This window comes from Arthrobacter sp. UYP6, assembly GCF_040547315.1.
GTDB lineage: Bacteria > Actinomycetota > Actinomycetes > Actinomycetales > Micrococcaceae > Arthrobacter_B.
In genome coordinates this window covers 121,633-137,776 of sequence record NZ_JBEPPM010000001.1, presented here as the reverse complement: position 1 = coordinate 137,776, position 16,144 = coordinate 121,633, and the positions used below count along the sequence as shown (strand labels likewise).

Annotated in this window: 20 protein-coding genes; all 20 read left to right on the top strand. The window is 63.2% G+C overall.

Annotation, left to right across the window (positions count from 1 at the left end; translation table 11 throughout):
* The first annotated feature begins 41 nt into the window (after nt 1–41).
* The 20 genes from pcaH (at nt 42) to rpsS (ending at nt 16,132) form a co-directional block, all read left to right on the top strand.
* A complete protein-coding gene (pcaH, locus tag ABIB35_RS00725) occupies nt 42–830 on the top strand; it encodes a protocatechuate 3,4-dioxygenase subunit beta (protein ID WP_502915699.1) in 789 nt (262 codons plus the stop codon).
* Nucleotides 830–1,396, top strand: a complete 567-nt coding sequence (gene pcaG, locus ABIB35_RS00720; protein WP_354178063.1) for a protocatechuate 3,4-dioxygenase subunit alpha — start codon at nt 830–832, stop codon at nt 1,394–1,396. Before pcaH ends, pcaG begins: the two co-directional genes overlap by 1 nt.
* Before the next feature lie 24 nt (nt 1,397–1,420).
* Nucleotides 1,421–2,821 carry a lyase family protein gene (locus ABIB35_RS00715; protein WP_354178061.1) on the top strand — a complete coding sequence of 467 codons (1,401 nt, stop codon included), beginning with the start codon at nt 1,421–1,423 and terminating at the stop codon, nt 2,819–2,821.
* Nucleotides 2,818–3,630 (top strand): alpha/beta fold hydrolase, encoded by an 813-nt coding sequence (locus ABIB35_RS00710; RefSeq protein WP_354178059.1) that lies wholly within the window; start codon nt 2,818–2,820, stop codon nt 3,628–3,630. The genes ABIB35_RS00715 and ABIB35_RS00710 overlap by 4 nt, the downstream gene beginning before the upstream one ends.
* Before the next feature lie 6 nt (nt 3,631–3,636).
* Entirely contained in the window at nt 3,637–4,044 is a 408-nt protein-coding gene (gene pcaC, locus ABIB35_RS00705) for a 4-carboxymuconolactone decarboxylase (RefSeq protein ID WP_354178057.1), read from the top strand.
* Nucleotides 4,044–5,258, top strand: coding sequence for a thiolase family protein (locus ABIB35_RS00700; protein ID WP_354178055.1), 1,215 nt, complete (start codon nt 4,044–4,046; stop codon nt 5,256–5,258). Before pcaC ends, ABIB35_RS00700 begins: the two co-directional genes overlap by 1 nt.
* A gap of 9 nt (nt 5,259–5,267) precedes the next feature.
* A complete protein-coding gene (locus ABIB35_RS00695) occupies nt 5,268–5,951 on the top strand; it encodes a 3-oxoacid CoA-transferase subunit A (protein WP_354178053.1) in 684 nt (227 codons plus the stop codon).
* Nucleotides 5,948–6,637 (top strand): 3-oxoacid CoA-transferase subunit B, encoded by a 690-nt coding sequence (locus tag ABIB35_RS00690; RefSeq protein ID WP_502915689.1) that lies wholly within the window; start codon nt 5,948–5,950, stop codon nt 6,635–6,637. Before ABIB35_RS00695 ends, ABIB35_RS00690 begins: the two co-directional genes overlap by 4 nt.
* Before the next feature lie 32 nt (nt 6,638–6,669).
* Entirely contained in the window at nt 6,670–7,461 is a 792-nt protein-coding gene (locus ABIB35_RS00685; protein ID WP_354178051.1) for an IclR family transcriptional regulator domain-containing protein, read from the top strand.
* A 359-nt stretch (nt 7,462–7,820) separates the two neighbouring features.
* Nucleotides 7,821–8,195, top strand: coding sequence for a 30S ribosomal protein S12 (gene rpsL, locus ABIB35_RS00680; protein WP_104052742.1), 375 nt, complete (start codon nt 7,821–7,823; stop codon nt 8,193–8,195).
* A gap of 1 nt (nt 8,196) precedes the next feature.
* On the top strand, nt 8,197–8,667 hold the full coding sequence (gene rpsG / locus ABIB35_RS00675) for a 30S ribosomal protein S7 (RefSeq protein ID WP_104052741.1): 471 nt from the start codon (nt 8,197–8,199) through the stop codon (nt 8,665–8,667).
* Between the two features lie 116 nt (nt 8,668–8,783).
* Nucleotides 8,784–10,898 carry an elongation factor G gene (gene fusA / locus ABIB35_RS00670; protein ID WP_354178048.1) on the top strand — a complete coding sequence of 705 codons (2,115 nt, stop codon included), beginning with the start codon at nt 8,784–8,786 and terminating at the stop codon, nt 10,896–10,898.
* 225 nt (nt 10,899–11,123) lie between these two features.
* Nucleotides 11,124–12,314, top strand: a complete 1,191-nt coding sequence (gene tuf, locus ABIB35_RS00665; RefSeq protein ID WP_227892319.1) for an elongation factor Tu — start codon at nt 11,124–11,126, stop codon at nt 12,312–12,314.
* Nucleotides 12,315–12,447: 133 nt separating this feature from the next.
* The gene (locus ABIB35_RS00660) at nt 12,448–12,573 is read left to right on the top strand and encodes a hypothetical protein (protein ID WP_354178046.1); all 126 of its coding nucleotides are present in this window, start codon (nt 12,448–12,450) and stop codon (nt 12,571–12,573) included.
* Nucleotides 12,574–13,064: 491 nt separating this feature from the next.
* Entirely contained in the window at nt 13,065–13,373 is a 309-nt protein-coding gene (gene rpsJ / locus ABIB35_RS00655; RefSeq protein WP_003803825.1) for a 30S ribosomal protein S10, read from the top strand.
* Between the two features lie 16 nt (nt 13,374–13,389).
* Entirely contained in the window at nt 13,390–14,046 is a 657-nt protein-coding gene (gene rplC, locus ABIB35_RS00650; protein WP_354178044.1) for a 50S ribosomal protein L3, read from the top strand.
* Nucleotides 14,047–14,050: 4 nt separating this feature from the next.
* Nucleotides 14,051–14,665, top strand: coding sequence for a 50S ribosomal protein L4 (gene rplD / locus ABIB35_RS00645; RefSeq protein WP_354178042.1), 615 nt, complete (start codon nt 14,051–14,053; stop codon nt 14,663–14,665).
* Nucleotides 14,662–14,967 (top strand): 50S ribosomal protein L23, encoded by a 306-nt coding sequence (gene rplW, locus ABIB35_RS00640; protein WP_104052736.1) that lies wholly within the window; start codon nt 14,662–14,664, stop codon nt 14,965–14,967. Before rplD ends, rplW begins: the two co-directional genes overlap by 4 nt.
* Before the next feature lie 31 nt (nt 14,968–14,998).
* Nucleotides 14,999–15,838, top strand: coding sequence for a 50S ribosomal protein L2 (gene rplB / locus ABIB35_RS00635; protein ID WP_152219783.1), 840 nt, complete (start codon nt 14,999–15,001; stop codon nt 15,836–15,838).
* 12 nt (nt 15,839–15,850) lie between these two features.
* The gene (gene rpsS, locus ABIB35_RS00630) at nt 15,851–16,132 is read left to right on the top strand and encodes a 30S ribosomal protein S19 (RefSeq protein ID WP_104052734.1); all 282 of its coding nucleotides are present in this window, start codon (nt 15,851–15,853) and stop codon (nt 16,130–16,132) included.
* Nucleotides 16,133–16,144: the final 12 nt, after the last annotated feature.

Sequence of the window (16,144 nt, the reverse complement as noted above, 5' to 3'; positions counted from 1 at the left end):
GAACCATGGAGATCGAAGAAGATCTGTTCCAGGACAGCCACATGGTCCAGGGTCCGGATGCAGCGCAGGCCTCGCAGGATGAGATGACGTCGGAGATCCGCGACATCCATGCCGCCTACCGCAAGGGCCTGGCGGAGGGCCTGCCCCCGGAGACCCAGCCGCGGCGGGACTTCGCCCCCTACCGCAGCTCAATCCTGCGTCATCCCACCAAGGATCTGCATCACACCGACCCCGAGACCATTGAACTGTGGTCTCCGGCTTTCGGTCATCAGGACGTCCACGCACTGGAGAGTGACCTCACCATCCAGCACAACGGCGAGCCTTTGGGGGAGCGAATCATTGTGAAGGGCCGCGTTCTGGACGGAGCCGGACGCCCCGTGCGCAACCAGCTGGTGGAGATCTGGCAGGCGAACTCCGCCGGGCGCTACATCCACAAGCGTGACCAGCACCCCGCGCCGATCGACCCGAACTTCACCGGTGTGGGGCGTTGCCTCACAGATGAGGACGGCAACTATGCGTTCACCACCATCAAGCCCGGGCCCTATCCGTGGAAAAACCACTACAACGCCTGGCGTCCGGCCCACATCCACTTTTCGCTGTTCGGCACTGACTTCACCCAGCGCCTGGTGACTCAGATGTATTTCCCCGGCGATCCCCTTTTTGCTCTGGATCCGATTTACCAGACGATCACCGACGCCAAAGCCCGTGATGCACTCATTGCCACCTACGACCACAACGTGACTGCCCACGAGTGGGCCACCGGCTACACCTGGGACATTGTGCTCAGCGGCAGCAATCGAACCTGGATGGAAGACGAGGACGCAGAGTAATGAGCGAGCAGAAACTCCAGCCAACCCCGGCGCAGACCGTTGGCCCCTTCTACGGGTACGCCATGCCCTTCGAGAAAGACAACCAGCTGCTGGCTCCCGGCCTGCCCGGTTCCATCTGCCTGCAGGGCACCGTGCGCGACGGCGCCGGGGAACGGATCCCGGACGCTCTCCTGGAGATCTGGCAGGCGGACTCTGCGGGCAACATCCCGCAGCAGGCCGGCTCCCTGATGCGGGACGGCTACACCTTCACCGGGTGGGGACGCACCGCTGTGGACGGAGCCGGAAACTACACCTTCACCACCGTAAACCCCGGCGCCACAGAGGAAGGATCCGCCCCCTTCATCTCCCTGCTGATCTTTGGGCGTGGGCTGACGAACAAGCTGCACACCCGCATTTACCTCCCGGAAGACGAGGAAGCGCTGGCCCGTGACCGGCTGCTGTCTTCAGTGCCGCCCGAGCGGCGTTCCACGCTGATCGCCGAGCGGGAGCCCGACGGCGGACTGCGCTTTGACATAGTCCTGCAGGGTGAGCACGAAACCGTCTTCCTGTCCTACCCGGGGGCCTAGCCGGTGGGCGGGCAAACGGAGGATATGGACTCCGCAGACTACGGATTGCTGTCACCGGTGTGGGCGGGCACCAGCGGTGCTGCGCACACCGGTGACCGCCAGTTGATCCAGGCCATGCTGGACGTTGAACTGGCGTGGCTGCACGTCTTGGCGCGGGCGGGTGTGATCGCCTCCCGGGTGCCCGACGACGCCGCCCCTGCCTGCCGCGCCGAACTCTACGATCCGGCATCCATCGCCGCGCGGTCCGCCGGCGGAGGAAATCCGGTGATTCCACTCCTGGCTGATCTGCGTGCGGCGATGCGTACAACCTCGCCCGCAGCGGCGGACGCTGTGCATACGGCCGCCACCAGCCAGGACATTCTGGACACGGCGCTGATGCTCGTCGCCGCAGAAGCCGTGAAGGGAATCCTGGCCGACGCGCAGCGAACCATGTCCGCCCTGGCCGGCCTCGCCGAAGAACACCGCAGCACCCTGTGCGTCGCCCGGACCCTTACCCAGCATTCGTTGCCATCGACTTTCGGCCTCCGCGCTGCCCAGTGGCTGCACGGAATCGGTCAGTCGGCCCAGGCATTGGAGGCTGCCGCTGCGCGGCTTCCGCTGCAGTGGGGCGGAGCCTCGGGCACACTTGCTGCCGTGCGCACCGTGGTGGATTCCAGCGGGTCGCCGGCCACGCCGCTGGAACTCGCCGACCAGCTGGCCGCACACCTGGGGCTGGCAGCTCCGGCGGCACCCTGGCAGGGGAACCGGCTGCCCGTGACCGCTCTCGGTGCAGCATTGCAGGACCTGTTGTCCGCGGCCGGAAAAATCGCCAACGACGTGCTGCTCATGAGCCGGCCCGAGGTTGCCGAAGTATCTGAACCCCGCGCGGCGGGCCGCGGCGGTTCCTCGGCCATGCCGCAAAAGCGCAACCCGGCGCTGTCCGTGCTGATCCGCAGCGCTGCCCTGGCCGGCCCCGGCTACGGCGTGCAGTTGCAGACTGCCGCCGGAACGGCCGACGACGAGCGGCCGGGCGGTTCCTGGCACGCGGAATGGCAGGCACTGCGCTCCCTGCTGCGCCTGGCTTCCGGCGCCGGCGTCAAACTGGCTGAACTTTCCGAGGGCCTGACGGTGGATACTGCGGCTCTGCGGAAGAACCTTGAGACGGCGGGTCCGCTGGTGGTCAGCGAACGCCTGATGGCCACGGTGGCGCCGCTGCTGGACGACGACGGCGGACCCGGCAGCGGTAAGGCCCGCCTGCAGGAGCTGGTGGCAGCCTCGCTGGCCACGGGCGAGTCGCTGGCGGAACTGCTCAGGAAGGCAGTACCTGCACAGGCGCTCTCGGACGCTGAGCTGAACGCCCAGCTCAATCCGGCCAACTACGTCGGTGAAGCCTCCGCCCTGGTCGACCGCATCATGCATGCCTACCCCGTAAGGAGCTCCCGGTGAGCGTTCCAGTCCTGAAAGCCAGCCTGCTCAGTGCTGCCGGTCCCCATGCTCCCGTTCTGCTCGCCGGGCCCTCGTTGGGAACCTCAGCTGCCGCACTGTGGTCCGCTGCGGCAGCCGCGCTGGGAACCTTCACCGTGATCGCCTGGGACCTCCCCGGACACGGAGTCAGCCCCGCCGCTGCCGCACCGTTCACCGTGGCGGACCTGGCCGACGGCGTTGCCTCCCTGGTCGCGGCCGCACGCGTCGGCGGGGACATCACCACGGACCAGAACGTGTACTACGCCGGCGTTTCCCTGGGCGGGGCCGTTGGACTGCAGCTGGGGCTGGATCACGCCTCGGACTTTGAGGGGCTGGCCATCCTGTGCTCCGGCGCCAGGATCGGCGAGCCCGAAGGCTGGGCGGAGCGCGCCGAAACGGTCCGGAACCAGGGCACCCCGGCGGTGCTGAGCGGCTCCGCCGAGCGCTGGTTCGCCCCCGGCTTCATCGACCGGGAACCGGCCGTGGCGGCCGCCCTGCTGCATTCGCTCCAGGACGCAGACCGGTTCTCCTATGCGTTCTGCTGCGAGGCGCTGGCCGCATTCGATGTCCGGCACCGGCTGGGTGACATCCCCCTGCCGCTGCTCGCACTGGCAGGGCAACAGGACGAGGTCACCCCGCCGTCGTTCGCGCAGTTCATCGCCGAGCACACCCCCAACGGCACCGGCGCCGCCGTCGACGACGCCGCCCACCTGCTCCCGGCCGAAAAGCCGGCGGAAACCGCCGAACTGCTGCGCCGCTTCTTTGGCGCCGCCTATCAGGAAGGACTGTAGGACTCCGTGATTGAAGATGCAGGCAAGACCCAGCAGGAAGTGTACGACGACGGCATGGCCGTGCGCCGTGAAGTGCTCGGAGCGGCCCACGTGGACCGGGCGAACGCCGCCATGGACGAGTTCACCGGGGACTTCCAGGAGCTGATCACCAAGTATGCATGGGGGAGTATCTGGACCCGTCCGGGTCTGCCCCGGACCATGCGCAGCGCCATCACGCTCACCGCGCTGATTGCTCATGGACACACCGAAGAATTTGCGATGCATGTCCGGTCCGCGCTCACCAACGGGCTGACCCGGAGCGAGATCAAGGAAATCATTCTGCAGTCGGCCATCTACTGCGGTGTTCCGGCTGCCAACTCGGCGTTCAAGACGGCGCAGCAGGTCTTCGCGGACCTTGACGTGAAGGAGCAATAGTGAACCAGGCCTACGTGTACGATGCCGTCCGCACTCCGTTCGGCAAGTTTGGCGGCGCGCTGGCCGGTGTCCGTCCGGATGATTTGGGGGCGCAGGTCATCCGCGCCGCCGTCAAACGGGCTCCGGCGCTTGACCCCTCAGCTGTGGACGAAGTGATCTTCGGCAATGCCAACGGAGCCGGTGAGGAAAACCGTAACGTCGCCAGGATGTCCTCCCTGCTGGCCGGATTGCCCACCTCGGTGCCCGGCACCACGGTGAACCGGTTATGCGGATCCTCTCTGGACGCGGCGATGATTGCCTCCCGGCAGATCAACACCGGCGAAGCGGACCTGATGCTGGTGGGCGGCGCCGAATCCATGAGCCGTGCTCCCTGGGTGCTGCCGAAAAACGAGAAGGCCTATCCGGCGGGCAACCAGACTCTGGCGTCCACCACCCTGGGCTGGCGGCTCGTGAACCCTGCGATGCCGGCGGAATGGACGGTCTCCCTGGGCGAAGCCACCGAACAGCTGCGCGAAAAATACGGCATCACCCGCGAACGCCAGGACGAGTTTGCCGCCAGGTCCCACTCCCTGGCCGCGAAAGCCTGGGAGGAGGGCAGATACGCGAACCTGACCGTCGCCGTTGAAGGGGTGGCACTGGACCGGGACGAATCCATCCGCCCTGGCTCCACCCCGGCCAAGCTGGCAGGCCTGTCCACGGTGTTCCGTCCTGTTGGTGACGGGTCCCCGGCCGGCGGGACGGTGACCGCAGGCAATGCCTCCCCGCTGAACGACGGCGCTTCCGCCGCCTGGCTGGGCAGCGAGGCTGCTGAAAACCTGCTCGGGCTCCCACCGCTGGCCCGGATTGCCGGACGCGGAGCAGCCGCCAACCAACCGCAGTTCTTCGGCTATGCGCCGGTGGAGGCCGCCAACCTGGCGCTCAAACGTGCCGGCATCAGCTGGGGCGACGTTGGCGCCGTAGAACTCAACGAAGCCTTCGCCGCCCAGTCATTGGCGTGCCTGGACGCCTGGGACATTGACCCCGAGATCGTCAATGCCTGGGGCGGAGCGGTGTCCATCGGGCATCCCCTCGGGGCCTCCGGAACGCGGATCCTGGGAACACTGGCCCGCCGGCTGCAGGCCTCCGGAGATCGCTGGGGTGTGGCTGCCATCTGCATCGGCGTTGGCCAGGGGCTGGCCGTGGTGCTGGAAAACACAACAACTTCGACGAACTAGGGGAGAACTATGCTCAGTATTGTGCAGGACGCCGATGAGGCAGTGGCACCCATCCCGGACGGTGCAACCGTGATGATCGGCGGCTTTGGCCGGGCCGGGCAGCCGGTGGAGCTGATCGAGGCGCTGCTCCGCCAAGGGGTAACGGGCCTGACCGTGGTGAATAACAATGCCGGCAACGGGGAGCAGGGTCTGGCCGCCCTCATCGGGGCCGGCCGGGTGAAGAAGATCATCTGCTCCTTTCCGCGCCAGTCCGATTCCCACATCTTCGATACGAGGTTCCGCGCCGGGGACATCGAACTGGAACTGGTCCCGCAGGGCAACCTCGCCGAACGCATCCGTGCTGCCGGCGCGGGCATCGGCGGGTTCTTCACACCCACCGGATACGGCACGGTGCTTGCCGAAGGAAAGGAGACCCGGGTCATCAACGGCCGCGGACATGTCTTCGAATCCCCGCTCTCCGCCGACTTCGCGCTGATCAAGGCACTGCGCGCAGACACCGCCGGCAATCTGGTGTACCGCAAGACGGCCCGGAACTTTGGTCCGATCATGGCCGCCGCGGCAAAAACTGCCATCGTCCAGGTCCGCGACGTCGTGGACCGCGGAGAGCTTGACCCGGAGCACGTGGTGACGCCGGGAATCTACGTCAACACACTGGTGCGCGTGGCACAGGAAATGGAACCGGCGGCGGCATGAACATCCCAATCCCTGACACAGCAACAGTGGCCAACACCGGCACCCGCCTGGATAAGTTCGCCCTCGCGGAGCTGGTGGCGCGGGACATCGCGCCCGGCTCCTACGTCAACCTCGGCATCGGACAGCCCACCCTGGTGTCCAACTACCTTCTTCCCGAGCAGAACATCACCCTGCACACCGAAAACGGGATGCTGGGAATGGGCCCGGAAGCCCACGGCGAGGACGTGGATCCGGATCTGATCAATGCCGGCAAAATACCGGTCACGGAGCTGCCCGGCGCCGCCTACTTCCATCACGCAGACTCCTTTGCCATCATGCGCGGTGGCCACTTGGACGTGTGCGTCCTAGGCGCTTTCCAGGTCTCCGCCTCCGGTGACCTGGCCAACTGGCACACGGGTGCCGCGGATGCCATCCCTGCCGTAGGGGGAGCCATGGACCTGGCCACCGGTGCCAAAGATGTGTACGTCATGATGTCGCTGCTCACTCGGGAAGGAGTCAGCAAACTGGTCCGGGAATGTACCTACCCCCTGACGGGAGTGGGCTGCGTGACCCGCGTCTACACTGGTGAGGCGGTCTTCCTATTAAAGGAAGACGGCGTGCACGTGCGCGAAACCCACGGCATCAGCTTCGAGGAGCTTGCCGCCGTGATGGATGTTCCGCTGATCCGTGACCCGGCCGGCAACTAGCCTAAGCCGCTACCGTTCCTCACGAGGGAGACATGAGCGAGACCCCTGCCGCCCACGGCCAATACGTCCAATCACTGGCACGTGGTCTCAGCGTGATCCGAGCCTTCGACGCAGATCACGTCAGCATGACGCTCAGCGAGGTCTCCCGCAGGACCGGACTGACGCGGGCCACCGCGCGGCGCTTTCTGCTGACGTTGGTGGAACTGGGCTATATGCGCACCGACGGCCGTAATTTCGAGCTGACGGCCCTGGTACTGGCCCTGGGCTACTCCTATCTGTCGGGCCAGACGCTGCCGCAGCTGGCTCAGCCCCTGTTGGAAGACCTCTCCCGAAAAATCTCGGAGTCCACTTCGGCGTCCATCCTCGACGGCCAGGAGATCGTCTACGTTGCCCGCATCCACACCCGGCGCCTGATGCGGGTGGGGATAGCCGTCGGCACCCGATTCCCCGCGTACGCCACGTCCATGGGCCGGGTCCTGCTGGCCGGCCTGCCGGAGCCCGCGCTGGAGCAGTATCTGGCCGAAGTGCACCTGGAGCCCCTGACGGAGCGGACGGTCACTGACACCGCAGTTCTCCGCGAGGAGATCCGGCGCATCAGGGAAGCGGGATGGGCCGTTGTGGACCAGGAACTGGAGGCCGGGCTGCGTTCCGTGGCGGTTCCGGTCCGCGGACCCGGCGGAGAGGTGATTGCCGCGATCAACACCTCCATGCAGGCGTCGCTGGGGGCCGGGGGGAGTACGCTGGAAGAAGCAGTTGCAGGAGTGCTGCCGCATCTGCAACAGGCGTCGGCGACCATAACCGCCGCACTCGAGGCGCGGAGTTAGGCGGCGGGGTTACCCACATCCCGCCTTCTGCTTCTGGCCCTGTGTAGCGGTCCCTGAATGTGATTGTGCACTCACCGACGGGAGGCGCAGCTTAAGTCTGTTAGACTGGTAATCAATTGTTTGTGTGGCAGTGGATGAAGGACGCTCACCGTAGCGGGCCTGTTTCCGGGTTGCAGGGTTCCTGTGCAACGAATGCCACACTTTTGCACGCCTACGGTCGCTTACGGTGAGAGCCTCGGAGCTTCTCGCGGCATTGCGGCAACGACGACTTAACGCGCATCGCCTCGGCTGTTTCAAGCCGACAGCGGGGCGGAGCAACCAAGAGAATTTATCTCGAGACAAAAACGGAGAACACGAAAGTGCCTACGATTCAGCAGCTGGTCCGCAAGGGCCGGTCACCCAAGGTCTCCAAGACCAAGGCTCCTGCCCTCCAGGGCAGCCCGATGCGCCGTGGTGTTTGCACCCGCGTTTACACCACCACCCCGAAGAAGCCGAACTCTGCGCTCCGTAAGGTTGCCCGCGTGCGCCTCAACGGCGGCATCGAAGTTACTGCCTACATCCCCGGTGTCGGCCACAACCTGCAGGAACACTCCATCGTCCTCGTTCGCGGTGGTCGTGTGAAGGACCTGCCCGGTGTTCGTTACAAGATCGTTCGCGGCGCACTTGACACCCAGGGTGTTAAGAACCGCAAGCAGGCTCGCAGCCGTTACGGCGCGAAGATGGAGAAGAAGTAATATGCCCCGCAAGGGTCCGGCCCCCAAGCGGCCGCTCGTACTGGATCCCGTCTACGGCTCCCCGCTGGTCACTCAGCTGATCAACAAGGTTCTCGTTGACGGCAAGAAGTCCACCGCTGAGCGCATTGTTTACGGTGCACTCGCAGGCGCTCAGGAGAAGACCGGGGGAGACCCCGTTGCAGCCCTGAAGAAGGCCATGGACAACATCAAGCCGAGCCTTGAGGTCAAGTCCCGCCGCGTTGGCGGTGCAACCTACCAGGTTCCCGTTGAGGTCAAGCCGGGCCGTGCAACTGCACTGGCGCTGCGCTGGCTGGTTGGCTACTCCAAGGCCCGCCGCGAGAAGACCATGACCGAGCGTCTGCGCAACGAGATCCTGGATGCGTCCAACGGTCTCGGTGCTGCAGTGAAGCGCCGCGAAGACACCCATAAGATGGCCGAATCCAACAAGGCCTTCGCCCACTACCGCTGGTAATAAGCCTGGCCGACGGCGGCCGCTTCTGAAGGCCCTGCATCCCGCTTCGGCGGGGTGCGGGGCCCGAAGCAGATAAACGCAGTCGAACCGGCAAAAAACCAAATAAGGGAGAAACCGTGGCACTTGACGTGCTTACCGACCTGAATAAGGTCCGCAACATCGGCATCATGGCCCACATTGATGCCGGCAAGACCACCACCACCGAGCGCATCCTGTTCTACACCGGTGTCAACCACAAGATTGGTGAGACCCACGACGGTGCGTCCACCATGGACTGGATGGCACAGGAGCAGGAGCGGGGTATCACCATTACCTCCGCAGCAACCACGTGCTACTGGGACAACAACCAGATCAACATCATCGACACGCCGGGTCACGTTGACTTCACTGTCGAGGTTGAGCGGTCCCTGCGCGTGCTCGACGGCGCCGTAGCCGTCTTCGACGGCAAGGAAGGCGTGGAGCCGCAGTCCGAGACTGTTTGGCGCCAGGCCGACAAGTACAACGTTCCGCGCATCTGCTTCGTCAACAAGATGGACAAGCTCGGCGCTGACTTCTACTTCACCGTGGACACCATCATCAACCGCCTTGGTGCCAAGCCGCTGGTTATCCAGCTGCCCATCGGTGCTGAAAGCGACTTCGAAGGCGTCGTAGACCTCGTCGAAATGCGTGCCCTGACCTGGCGCGGCGACTCCAAGGGTGATGTCACCATGGGCGCCAAGTACGAGATCGAGCCCATCCCGGCTGATCTTCAGGAAAAGGCAGAAGAGTACCGTGCCGCGCTGATCGAGGCTGTTGCCGAGGCCAGCGACGAGCTGATGGACAAGTACCTCGAAGGCGTTGAATTCACCCTCGAGGAAATCAAGGCCGGCATCCGCCACTTGACCATCAACTCGCTGGTTTACCCGGTGCTGTGCGGTTCCGCGTTCAAGAACCGCGGCGTACAGCCGATGCTTGACGCCGTCGTCGCCTACCTGCCGAACCCGCTTGACGTGCCGAACATCAAGGGCCACGACATCCGCGACGAAGAGGTCATCCTCGAACGCGCCGCTGATGCCAACGCTCCGTTCTCGGCGCTGGCGTTCAAGGTTGTGACGCACCCGTTCTTCGGCCGTCTGACCTACATCCGCGTGTACTCCGGTCACGCTGCTTCCGGCACCCAGGTCATGAATGCGACCAAGCAGAAGAAGGAGCGCATCGGAAAGCTCTTCCAGATGCACGCCAACAAGGAAAACCCGGTCGAAGAGATCACCACCGGTCACATCTACGCTGCCATCGGCCTGAAGGACACCACCACGGGGGATACCCTGTGCGACCTTCAGAACCCGATCGTGCTGGAATCCATGAGCTTCCCGGAGCCCGTGATTTCCGTGGCCATCGAACCGAAGACCAAGGGTGACCAGGAGAAGCTCTCCACGGCCATCCAGAAGCTCTCCGAAGAGGATCCGACCTTCCAGGTCTCCCTCGACGAAGACACCAACCAGACGATCATCGCCGGTATGGGCGAGCTGCACCTGGACATCCTGGTTGACCGCATGCGCCGCGAATTCCGCGTCGAGGCAAACGTGGGCAAGCCCCAGGTTGCCTACCGCGAAACCATCAAGCGCGCTGTGGCCAAGCATGACTACACGCACAAGAAGCAGACCGGTGGTTCGGGCCAGTTCGCAAAGGTCCAGATCGCAATCGAGCCGATGGATACGTCGGAAGGCGTGTTCTACGAGTTCGCTAATAAGGTCACCGGTGGCCGTATTCCGCGTGAATACATCCCCAGCGTTGACCAGGGTATCCAGAGCGCCCTCACCGAAGGTGTGCTCGCCGGTTACCCCGTGGTTGGTGTCAAGGCAAGCCTGCTTGACGGCGCCTACCATGATGTTGACTCCTCGGAAATGGCGTTCAAGATCGCCGGACGACAGGCTTTCAAGGAAGCCGCGCGCCTGGCGAACCCTGTACTGCTCGAACCGCTGATGGATGTTGAAGTCCGCACCCCTGAGGAATACATGGGTGAAGTTATCGGTGACATCAACTCCCGCCGCGGGCAGATGCAGTCCATGGAAGACGCCGCAGGCGTCAAGGTCATCCGCGCCCACGTGCCGCTGTCCGGCATGTTCGGGTACATCGGCGACCTGCGTTCCAAGACGCAGGGCCGCGCCGTGTACTCCATGTCGTTCAACAGCTACGCAGAGGTCCCGAAGGCAGTAGCCGACGAGATCATCCAGAAGGTGCGCGGCGAATAAAAACCCTGGTTGGTGTTCCGGGGATATCCGCGGAACACCAACCGTGTGCAGCGGGCCATGGCCCAGGCCGGAAGCCCGCTGCATAGCCAAACTGAGCGGCCTCGCCAGGCTGCTGCGGATAAACGGCAATTTCATCAAATAAACAGCCCCCAGTAGACTTACATCAGTTTCAGCAGCGAGAAGCGCTGTTGGAGATTGAGTCTTCAACCTTTCTAGGAGGAACCCGTGGCGAAGGCAAAGTTCGAGCGGACTAAGCCGCACGTCAACATCGGCACCATTGGTCACGTTGACCATGGAAAGACGACGTTGACCGCTGCCATTTCGAAGGTGCTTGCTGACAAGTACCCTGATCTGAATGAAAAGCGCGATTTCGCTGCTATCGACTCTGCACCTGAAGAGCGCCAGCGCGGTATCACCATCAACATCTCGCACATCGAGTACCAGACCGAGAAGCGCCACTACGCACACGTAGACGCCCCCGGTCACGCTGACTACATCAAGAACATGATCACTGGTGCAGCTCAGATGGACGGCGCAATCCTCGTGGTTGCCGCTACCGACGGTCCGATGGCCCAGACCCGCGAGCACGTTCTGCTGGCCCGCCAGGTTGGCGTTCCCTACCTGCTGGTCGCACTGAACAAGTCCGACATGGTCGACGATGAGGAACTGCTGGACCTCGTTGAAATGGAAGTTCGCGAACTGCTGAGCTCCCAGGAATTCGACGGCGACAACGCTCCCGTCGTGCGCGTCTCCGGTCTCAAGGCTCTGGAAGGCGACCCCAAGTGGGTTGCATCCGTCGAAGAGCTGATGGACGCCGTTGACAACAACGTGCCGGACCCGATCCGCGACAAGGACAAGCCGTTCCTGATGCCGATCGAGGACGTCTTCACGATCACCGGTCGTGGAACCGTTGTCACGGGCCGCGCCGAGCGCGGTACCCTCGCCATCAACTCCGAGGTCGAGATTGTCGGCATCCGTCCGGTCCAGAAGACCACGGTTACCGGTATCGAGATGTTCCACAAGCAGCTTGATGAAGCATGGGCAGGCGAGAACTGTGGTCTCCTGCTCCGCGGTATCAAGCGCGAAGACGTAGAGCGCGGCCAGGTCATCGTGAAGCCGGGTTCCATCACCCCGCACACCGACTTCGAGGCCAACGTCTACATCCTGTCCAAGGATGAAGGCGGACGCCACAACCCGTTCTACTCGAACTACCGCCCGCAGTTCTACTTCCGTACCACGGACGTAACCGGCGTTATCACCCTGCCTGAGGGCACGGAAATGGTTATGCCCGGCGACAACACTGAGATGACCGTTGAGCTCATCCAGCCCATCGCCATGGAAGAGGGCCTCGGCTTCGCTATCCGCGAAGGCGGCCGCACCGTTGGTTCAGGCCGTGTCACCAAGATCATCAAGTAATTTCTTTACTTGCTGAATCGTCGGTGAGGATCCGGCCCTCGGGTTCGGAAACACGCTGACAGGATGTCCCCGCTGCGCAAGCAGCGGGGACATCCTGCTTTAACCAGGAGTCTGGCTGGGCTAGGATCGATAGATGGAACTGCTGATAATCCTTGCCGTTGTTGTGGCCGTCGCCGGCGCATTCGTGTGGGGGCGGAAGAGCTTCCGCCGGGAGATCGACCGTGCCAAGCGCATACGTCGTTCCAACCACGGGTCCTGAGCGTCTCCGGCCGTGGTTTTCCCCTGTACGTGCCCTGCGCTAAACTGAGGAACGTTGCCTGGCAATGGAATACCTGAAGCCGCCGCGGTGATAGCGGTTGAACGGGGAGCCGCGAAGCCGTCGATTGGCGGATTTGCTGCGATTCTGGCAGACTAGAGAAGTTGTTCAAGCGCTTTCATGCCCACATGTGCTCCGCCGGTTCCAACCGATCGGCAGGCGGTGCGTGATGAGATTGCGTCCCGGTCAGGATAATGCCTGATGCAGGGTCGAATCCTTCAGGGAGAAGCCCATATATAACCCGCCCCCAATCTTGTTCTGGGCGTCGCAGATGCAACATCCGCGACACGCCCGAGCGCGGGGGTCGGAGCCTCGACAGGGTGAGGAACCCGGATTTATCCGGATTCAGCCTGTTGGAGGAGTGCCAGGCCGTAAAGGCAGCTAGGTACAAAAACTGTACAGAGAGCAATACTCGAAGAAAGAGGCACGACGCCATGGCGGGACAAAAAATCCGCATCCGGCTGAAGTCGTATGACCACGAGGTCATCGACGTATCAGCACGGAAGATCGTTGAGACGGTCACGCGTGCAGGCGCAACGGTAGTAGGCCCCGTGCCGCTGCCCACGGAAAAGAACGTTTACTGCGTTATCCGTTCGCCGCACAAGTACAAGGACAGCCGCGAGCACTTTGAAATGCGCACGCACAAGCGTCTGATCGACATCATTGACCCCACGCCTAAGGCCGTTGACTCGCTGATGCGTCTTGACCTGCCTGCAGACGTGAACATCGAAATCAAGCTGTAGGGGGGAGCAGATACTTATGCCTACTTCACTTACACGCCAGGTCAAGGGCCTTCTGGGCACCAAGCTGGGCATGACCCAGGTCTGGGACGAGAACAACAAGCTCATCCCGGTTACCGTCGTCAAGGCTGACTCCAACGTCATTACGCAGCTGCGCAACGCGGAAAAGGACGGCTACACGGCCGTTCAGATCGGCTACGGCCAGATCGACCCGCGCAAGGTGACCAAGCCGCTGGCCGGCCACTTTGAAAAGGCAGGCGTCACGCCTCGCCGCCACGTAGTTGAACTGCGCACCGCTGACGCCGATACCTACGAGCTGGGCCAGGAACTCTCTGTTGAGATTTTCGAAGCCGGCCAGAAGGTCGACGTCACCGGAACCTCCAAGGGCAAGGGCTTTGCCGGTGTCATGAAGCGTCACGGCTTCCACGGCGTCGGTGCCTCCCACGGTGCACACAAGAACCACCGTAAGCCCGGTTCCATCGGTGGCGCATCCACCCCGGGCCGCGTCTTCAAGGGCGTTCGGATGGCTGGCCGCATGGGCGCCGTCCGCCACACCACGATGAACCTCACGGTTCACGGTGTGGACGCCGAGAAGTCGCTGCTGCTGATCAAGGGTGCCGTCCCCGGCGCCCGCGGCCAGGTCGTCCTCGTACGCACCGCCGTGAAGGGAGCTTAGTCTCATGGCTAACGAAACCACTGTTGAATTCCCCGCAGCGCTCTTCGACGTTCAGACGAACGTTCCGCTTCTGCACCAGGTGGTAGTTGCTCAGCTTGCAGCTGCCCGCCAGGGTACGCACAAGACGAAGACCCGCGCAGAGGTCTCCGGTGCAGGCCGCAAGCCGTTCAAGCAGAAGGGTACCGGCCGCGCCCGTCAGGGTTCCATCCGTGCTCCTCACATGACCGGTGGTGGCGTGGTTCACGGACCGACGCCCCGCGACTACAGCCAGCGCACCCCCAAGAAGATGATTGCCGCCGCACTTCGCGGAGCACTCTCCGACCGGGCCCGCAACGGCCGCATCCACGTGCTGGAAACCCTGGTAGCCGGCGAAACGCCGTCCACCAAGGCAGCACGCGATACCCTGCGTTCACTTACCGAGCGCAAGAACATGCTCGTTGTCATCGAGCGCGCCAACGATGTTGCTGCACTGTCCGTGCGCAACCTCACCGCTGTTCACGTGATCTACGTAGATCAGCTGAACACGTACGACGTGCTGGTTGCTGACGACGTGGTCTTCACCAAGGCTGCCTACGACGAGTTCGTCGGCAAGAACACTGTCAAGGAGGACGCCAAGTGAGCGCGACCACCGCTAAGGACCCTCGCGACGTAGTGCTTGCACCCGTCGTTTCGGAAAAGAGCTACGGCCTGATCGACGAAGGTAAGTACACCTTCCTGGTCGACCCCCGCTCCAACAAGACCGAGATCAAGCTGGCCGTGGAGAAAATCTTCTCCGTCAAGGTCGACTCGATCAACACCATCAACCGTGCCGGTAAGCGTAAGCGGACCAAGTTCGGATGGGGACAGCGCAAGAACACCAAGCGCGCCATTGTCACCCTGAAGGACGGCACAATCGACATCTTCGGCGGTCCGCTCAGCTAGGGCGGAGACCACTTTAACGAGGAAATAAATAATGGGAATCCGTAAATACAAGCCGACTACACCGGGCCGTCGCGGCTCGAGCGTAGCCGACTTCACCGAAATCACGCGGTCGACGCCGGAAAAGTCGTTGGTACGTCCGCTGCCCAAAAAGGGTGGCCGTAACAACACCGGTAAGATCACGACCAGGCACAAGGGTGGTGGACACAAGCGTCAGTACCGTCTGATCGACTTCCGCCGCCACGACAAGGACGGCGTCGACGCTCGCGTTGCCGAGATCGAATACGATCCGAACCGTACCGCTCGCATTGCGCTGCTGCACTACGTTGATGGCACCAAGCGTTACATCATCGCGCCGAACAAGCTCAAGCAGGGCGACCACGTAGAGGCCGGAGCCGGTGCTGATATTAAGCCCGGCAACAACCTGCCCCTGCGCAACATCCCCGTGGGTACCACCATCCACGCAGTTGAACTGCGTCCGGGCGGCGGTGCCAAGATGGCCCGCTCCGCCGGTGCATCTGTTCAGCTTGTTGCCAAGGAAGGCCGCTTCGCCCAGCTGCGTCTGCCTTCCGGCGAAATCCGCAACGTCGATGCGCGCTGCCGCGCCACCATCGGTGAGGTCGGCAACGCCGAGCAGTCCAACATCAACTGGGGTAAGGCCGGCCGTATGCGCTGGAAGGGCGTACGCCCGACCGTCCGTGGTGTCGCCATGAACCCGGTCGACCACCCGCACGGTGGTGGTGAAGGTAAGACCTCCGGTGGACGCCACCCGGTCAACCCGAACGGTAAGCGCGAAGGCCGCACACGCCGCCCCAATAAAGAGAGCGACAACCTCATTGTGCGTCGCCGTCGTTCCGGCAAGAACAAGCGATAGGAGCCTGGAAACATGCCACGCAGCCTGAAGAAAGGCCCCTTCGTCGACCAGCACCTGTTCCTTAAGGTAGCGGCCGAAAACGAAAAGGGCACCAAGAACGTCATCAAGACGTGGTCCCGTCGTTCGATGATCATCCCCGACATGCTCGGGCACACGATCGCCGTACACGATGGACGTAAGCACATTCCGGTGTTTGTCACGGAGTCGATGGTCGGGCACAAGCTCGGCGAATTCGCCCTGACGCGGACATTCCGCGGCCATGTGAAGGACGACCGCAAGGGCAAGCGCCGCTAGGCGCTGCTCTTT

Bases quoted from the DNA above. Each gene is read 5' to 3' on its own strand.
- pcaH (WP_502915699.1), top strand. From the start codon at position 42: ATGGTCCAGGGTCCGGATGCAGCGCAGGCCTCGCAGGATGAGATGACG.
- pcaG (WP_354178063.1), top strand. From the start codon at position 830: ATGAGCGAGCAGAAACTCCAGCCAACCCCGGCGCAGACCGTTGGCCCC.
- ABIB35_RS00715 (WP_354178061.1), top strand. From the start codon at position 1,421: ATGGACTCCGCAGACTACGGATTGCTGTCACCGGTGTGGGCGGGCACC.
- ABIB35_RS00695 (WP_354178053.1), top strand. From the start codon at position 5,268: ATGCTCAGTATTGTGCAGGACGCCGATGAGGCAGTGGCACCCATCCCG.
- ABIB35_RS00690 (WP_502915689.1), top strand. From the start codon at position 5,948: ATGAACATCCCAATCCCTGACACAGCAACAGTGGCCAACACCGGCACC.
- ABIB35_RS00685 (WP_354178051.1), top strand. From the start codon at position 6,670: ATGAGCGAGACCCCTGCCGCCCACGGCCAATACGTCCAATCACTGGCA.
- rpsG (WP_104052741.1), top strand. From the start codon at position 8,197: ATGCCCCGCAAGGGTCCGGCCCCCAAGCGGCCGCTCGTACTGGATCCC.
- ABIB35_RS00660 (WP_354178046.1), top strand. From the start codon at position 12,448: ATGGAACTGCTGATAATCCTTGCCGTTGTTGTGGCCGTCGCCGGCGCA.
- rpsJ (WP_003803825.1), top strand. From the start codon at position 13,065: ATGGCGGGACAAAAAATCCGCATCCGGCTGAAGTCGTATGACCACGAG.
- rplC (WP_354178044.1), top strand. From the start codon at position 13,390: ATGCCTACTTCACTTACACGCCAGGTCAAGGGCCTTCTGGGCACCAAG.
- rplD (WP_354178042.1), top strand. From the start codon at position 14,051: ATGGCTAACGAAACCACTGTTGAATTCCCCGCAGCGCTCTTCGACGTT.
- rplB (WP_152219783.1), top strand. From the start codon at position 14,999: ATGGGAATCCGTAAATACAAGCCGACTACACCGGGCCGTCGCGGCTCG.
- rpsS (WP_104052734.1), top strand. From the start codon at position 15,851: ATGCCACGCAGCCTGAAGAAAGGCCCCTTCGTCGACCAGCACCTGTTC.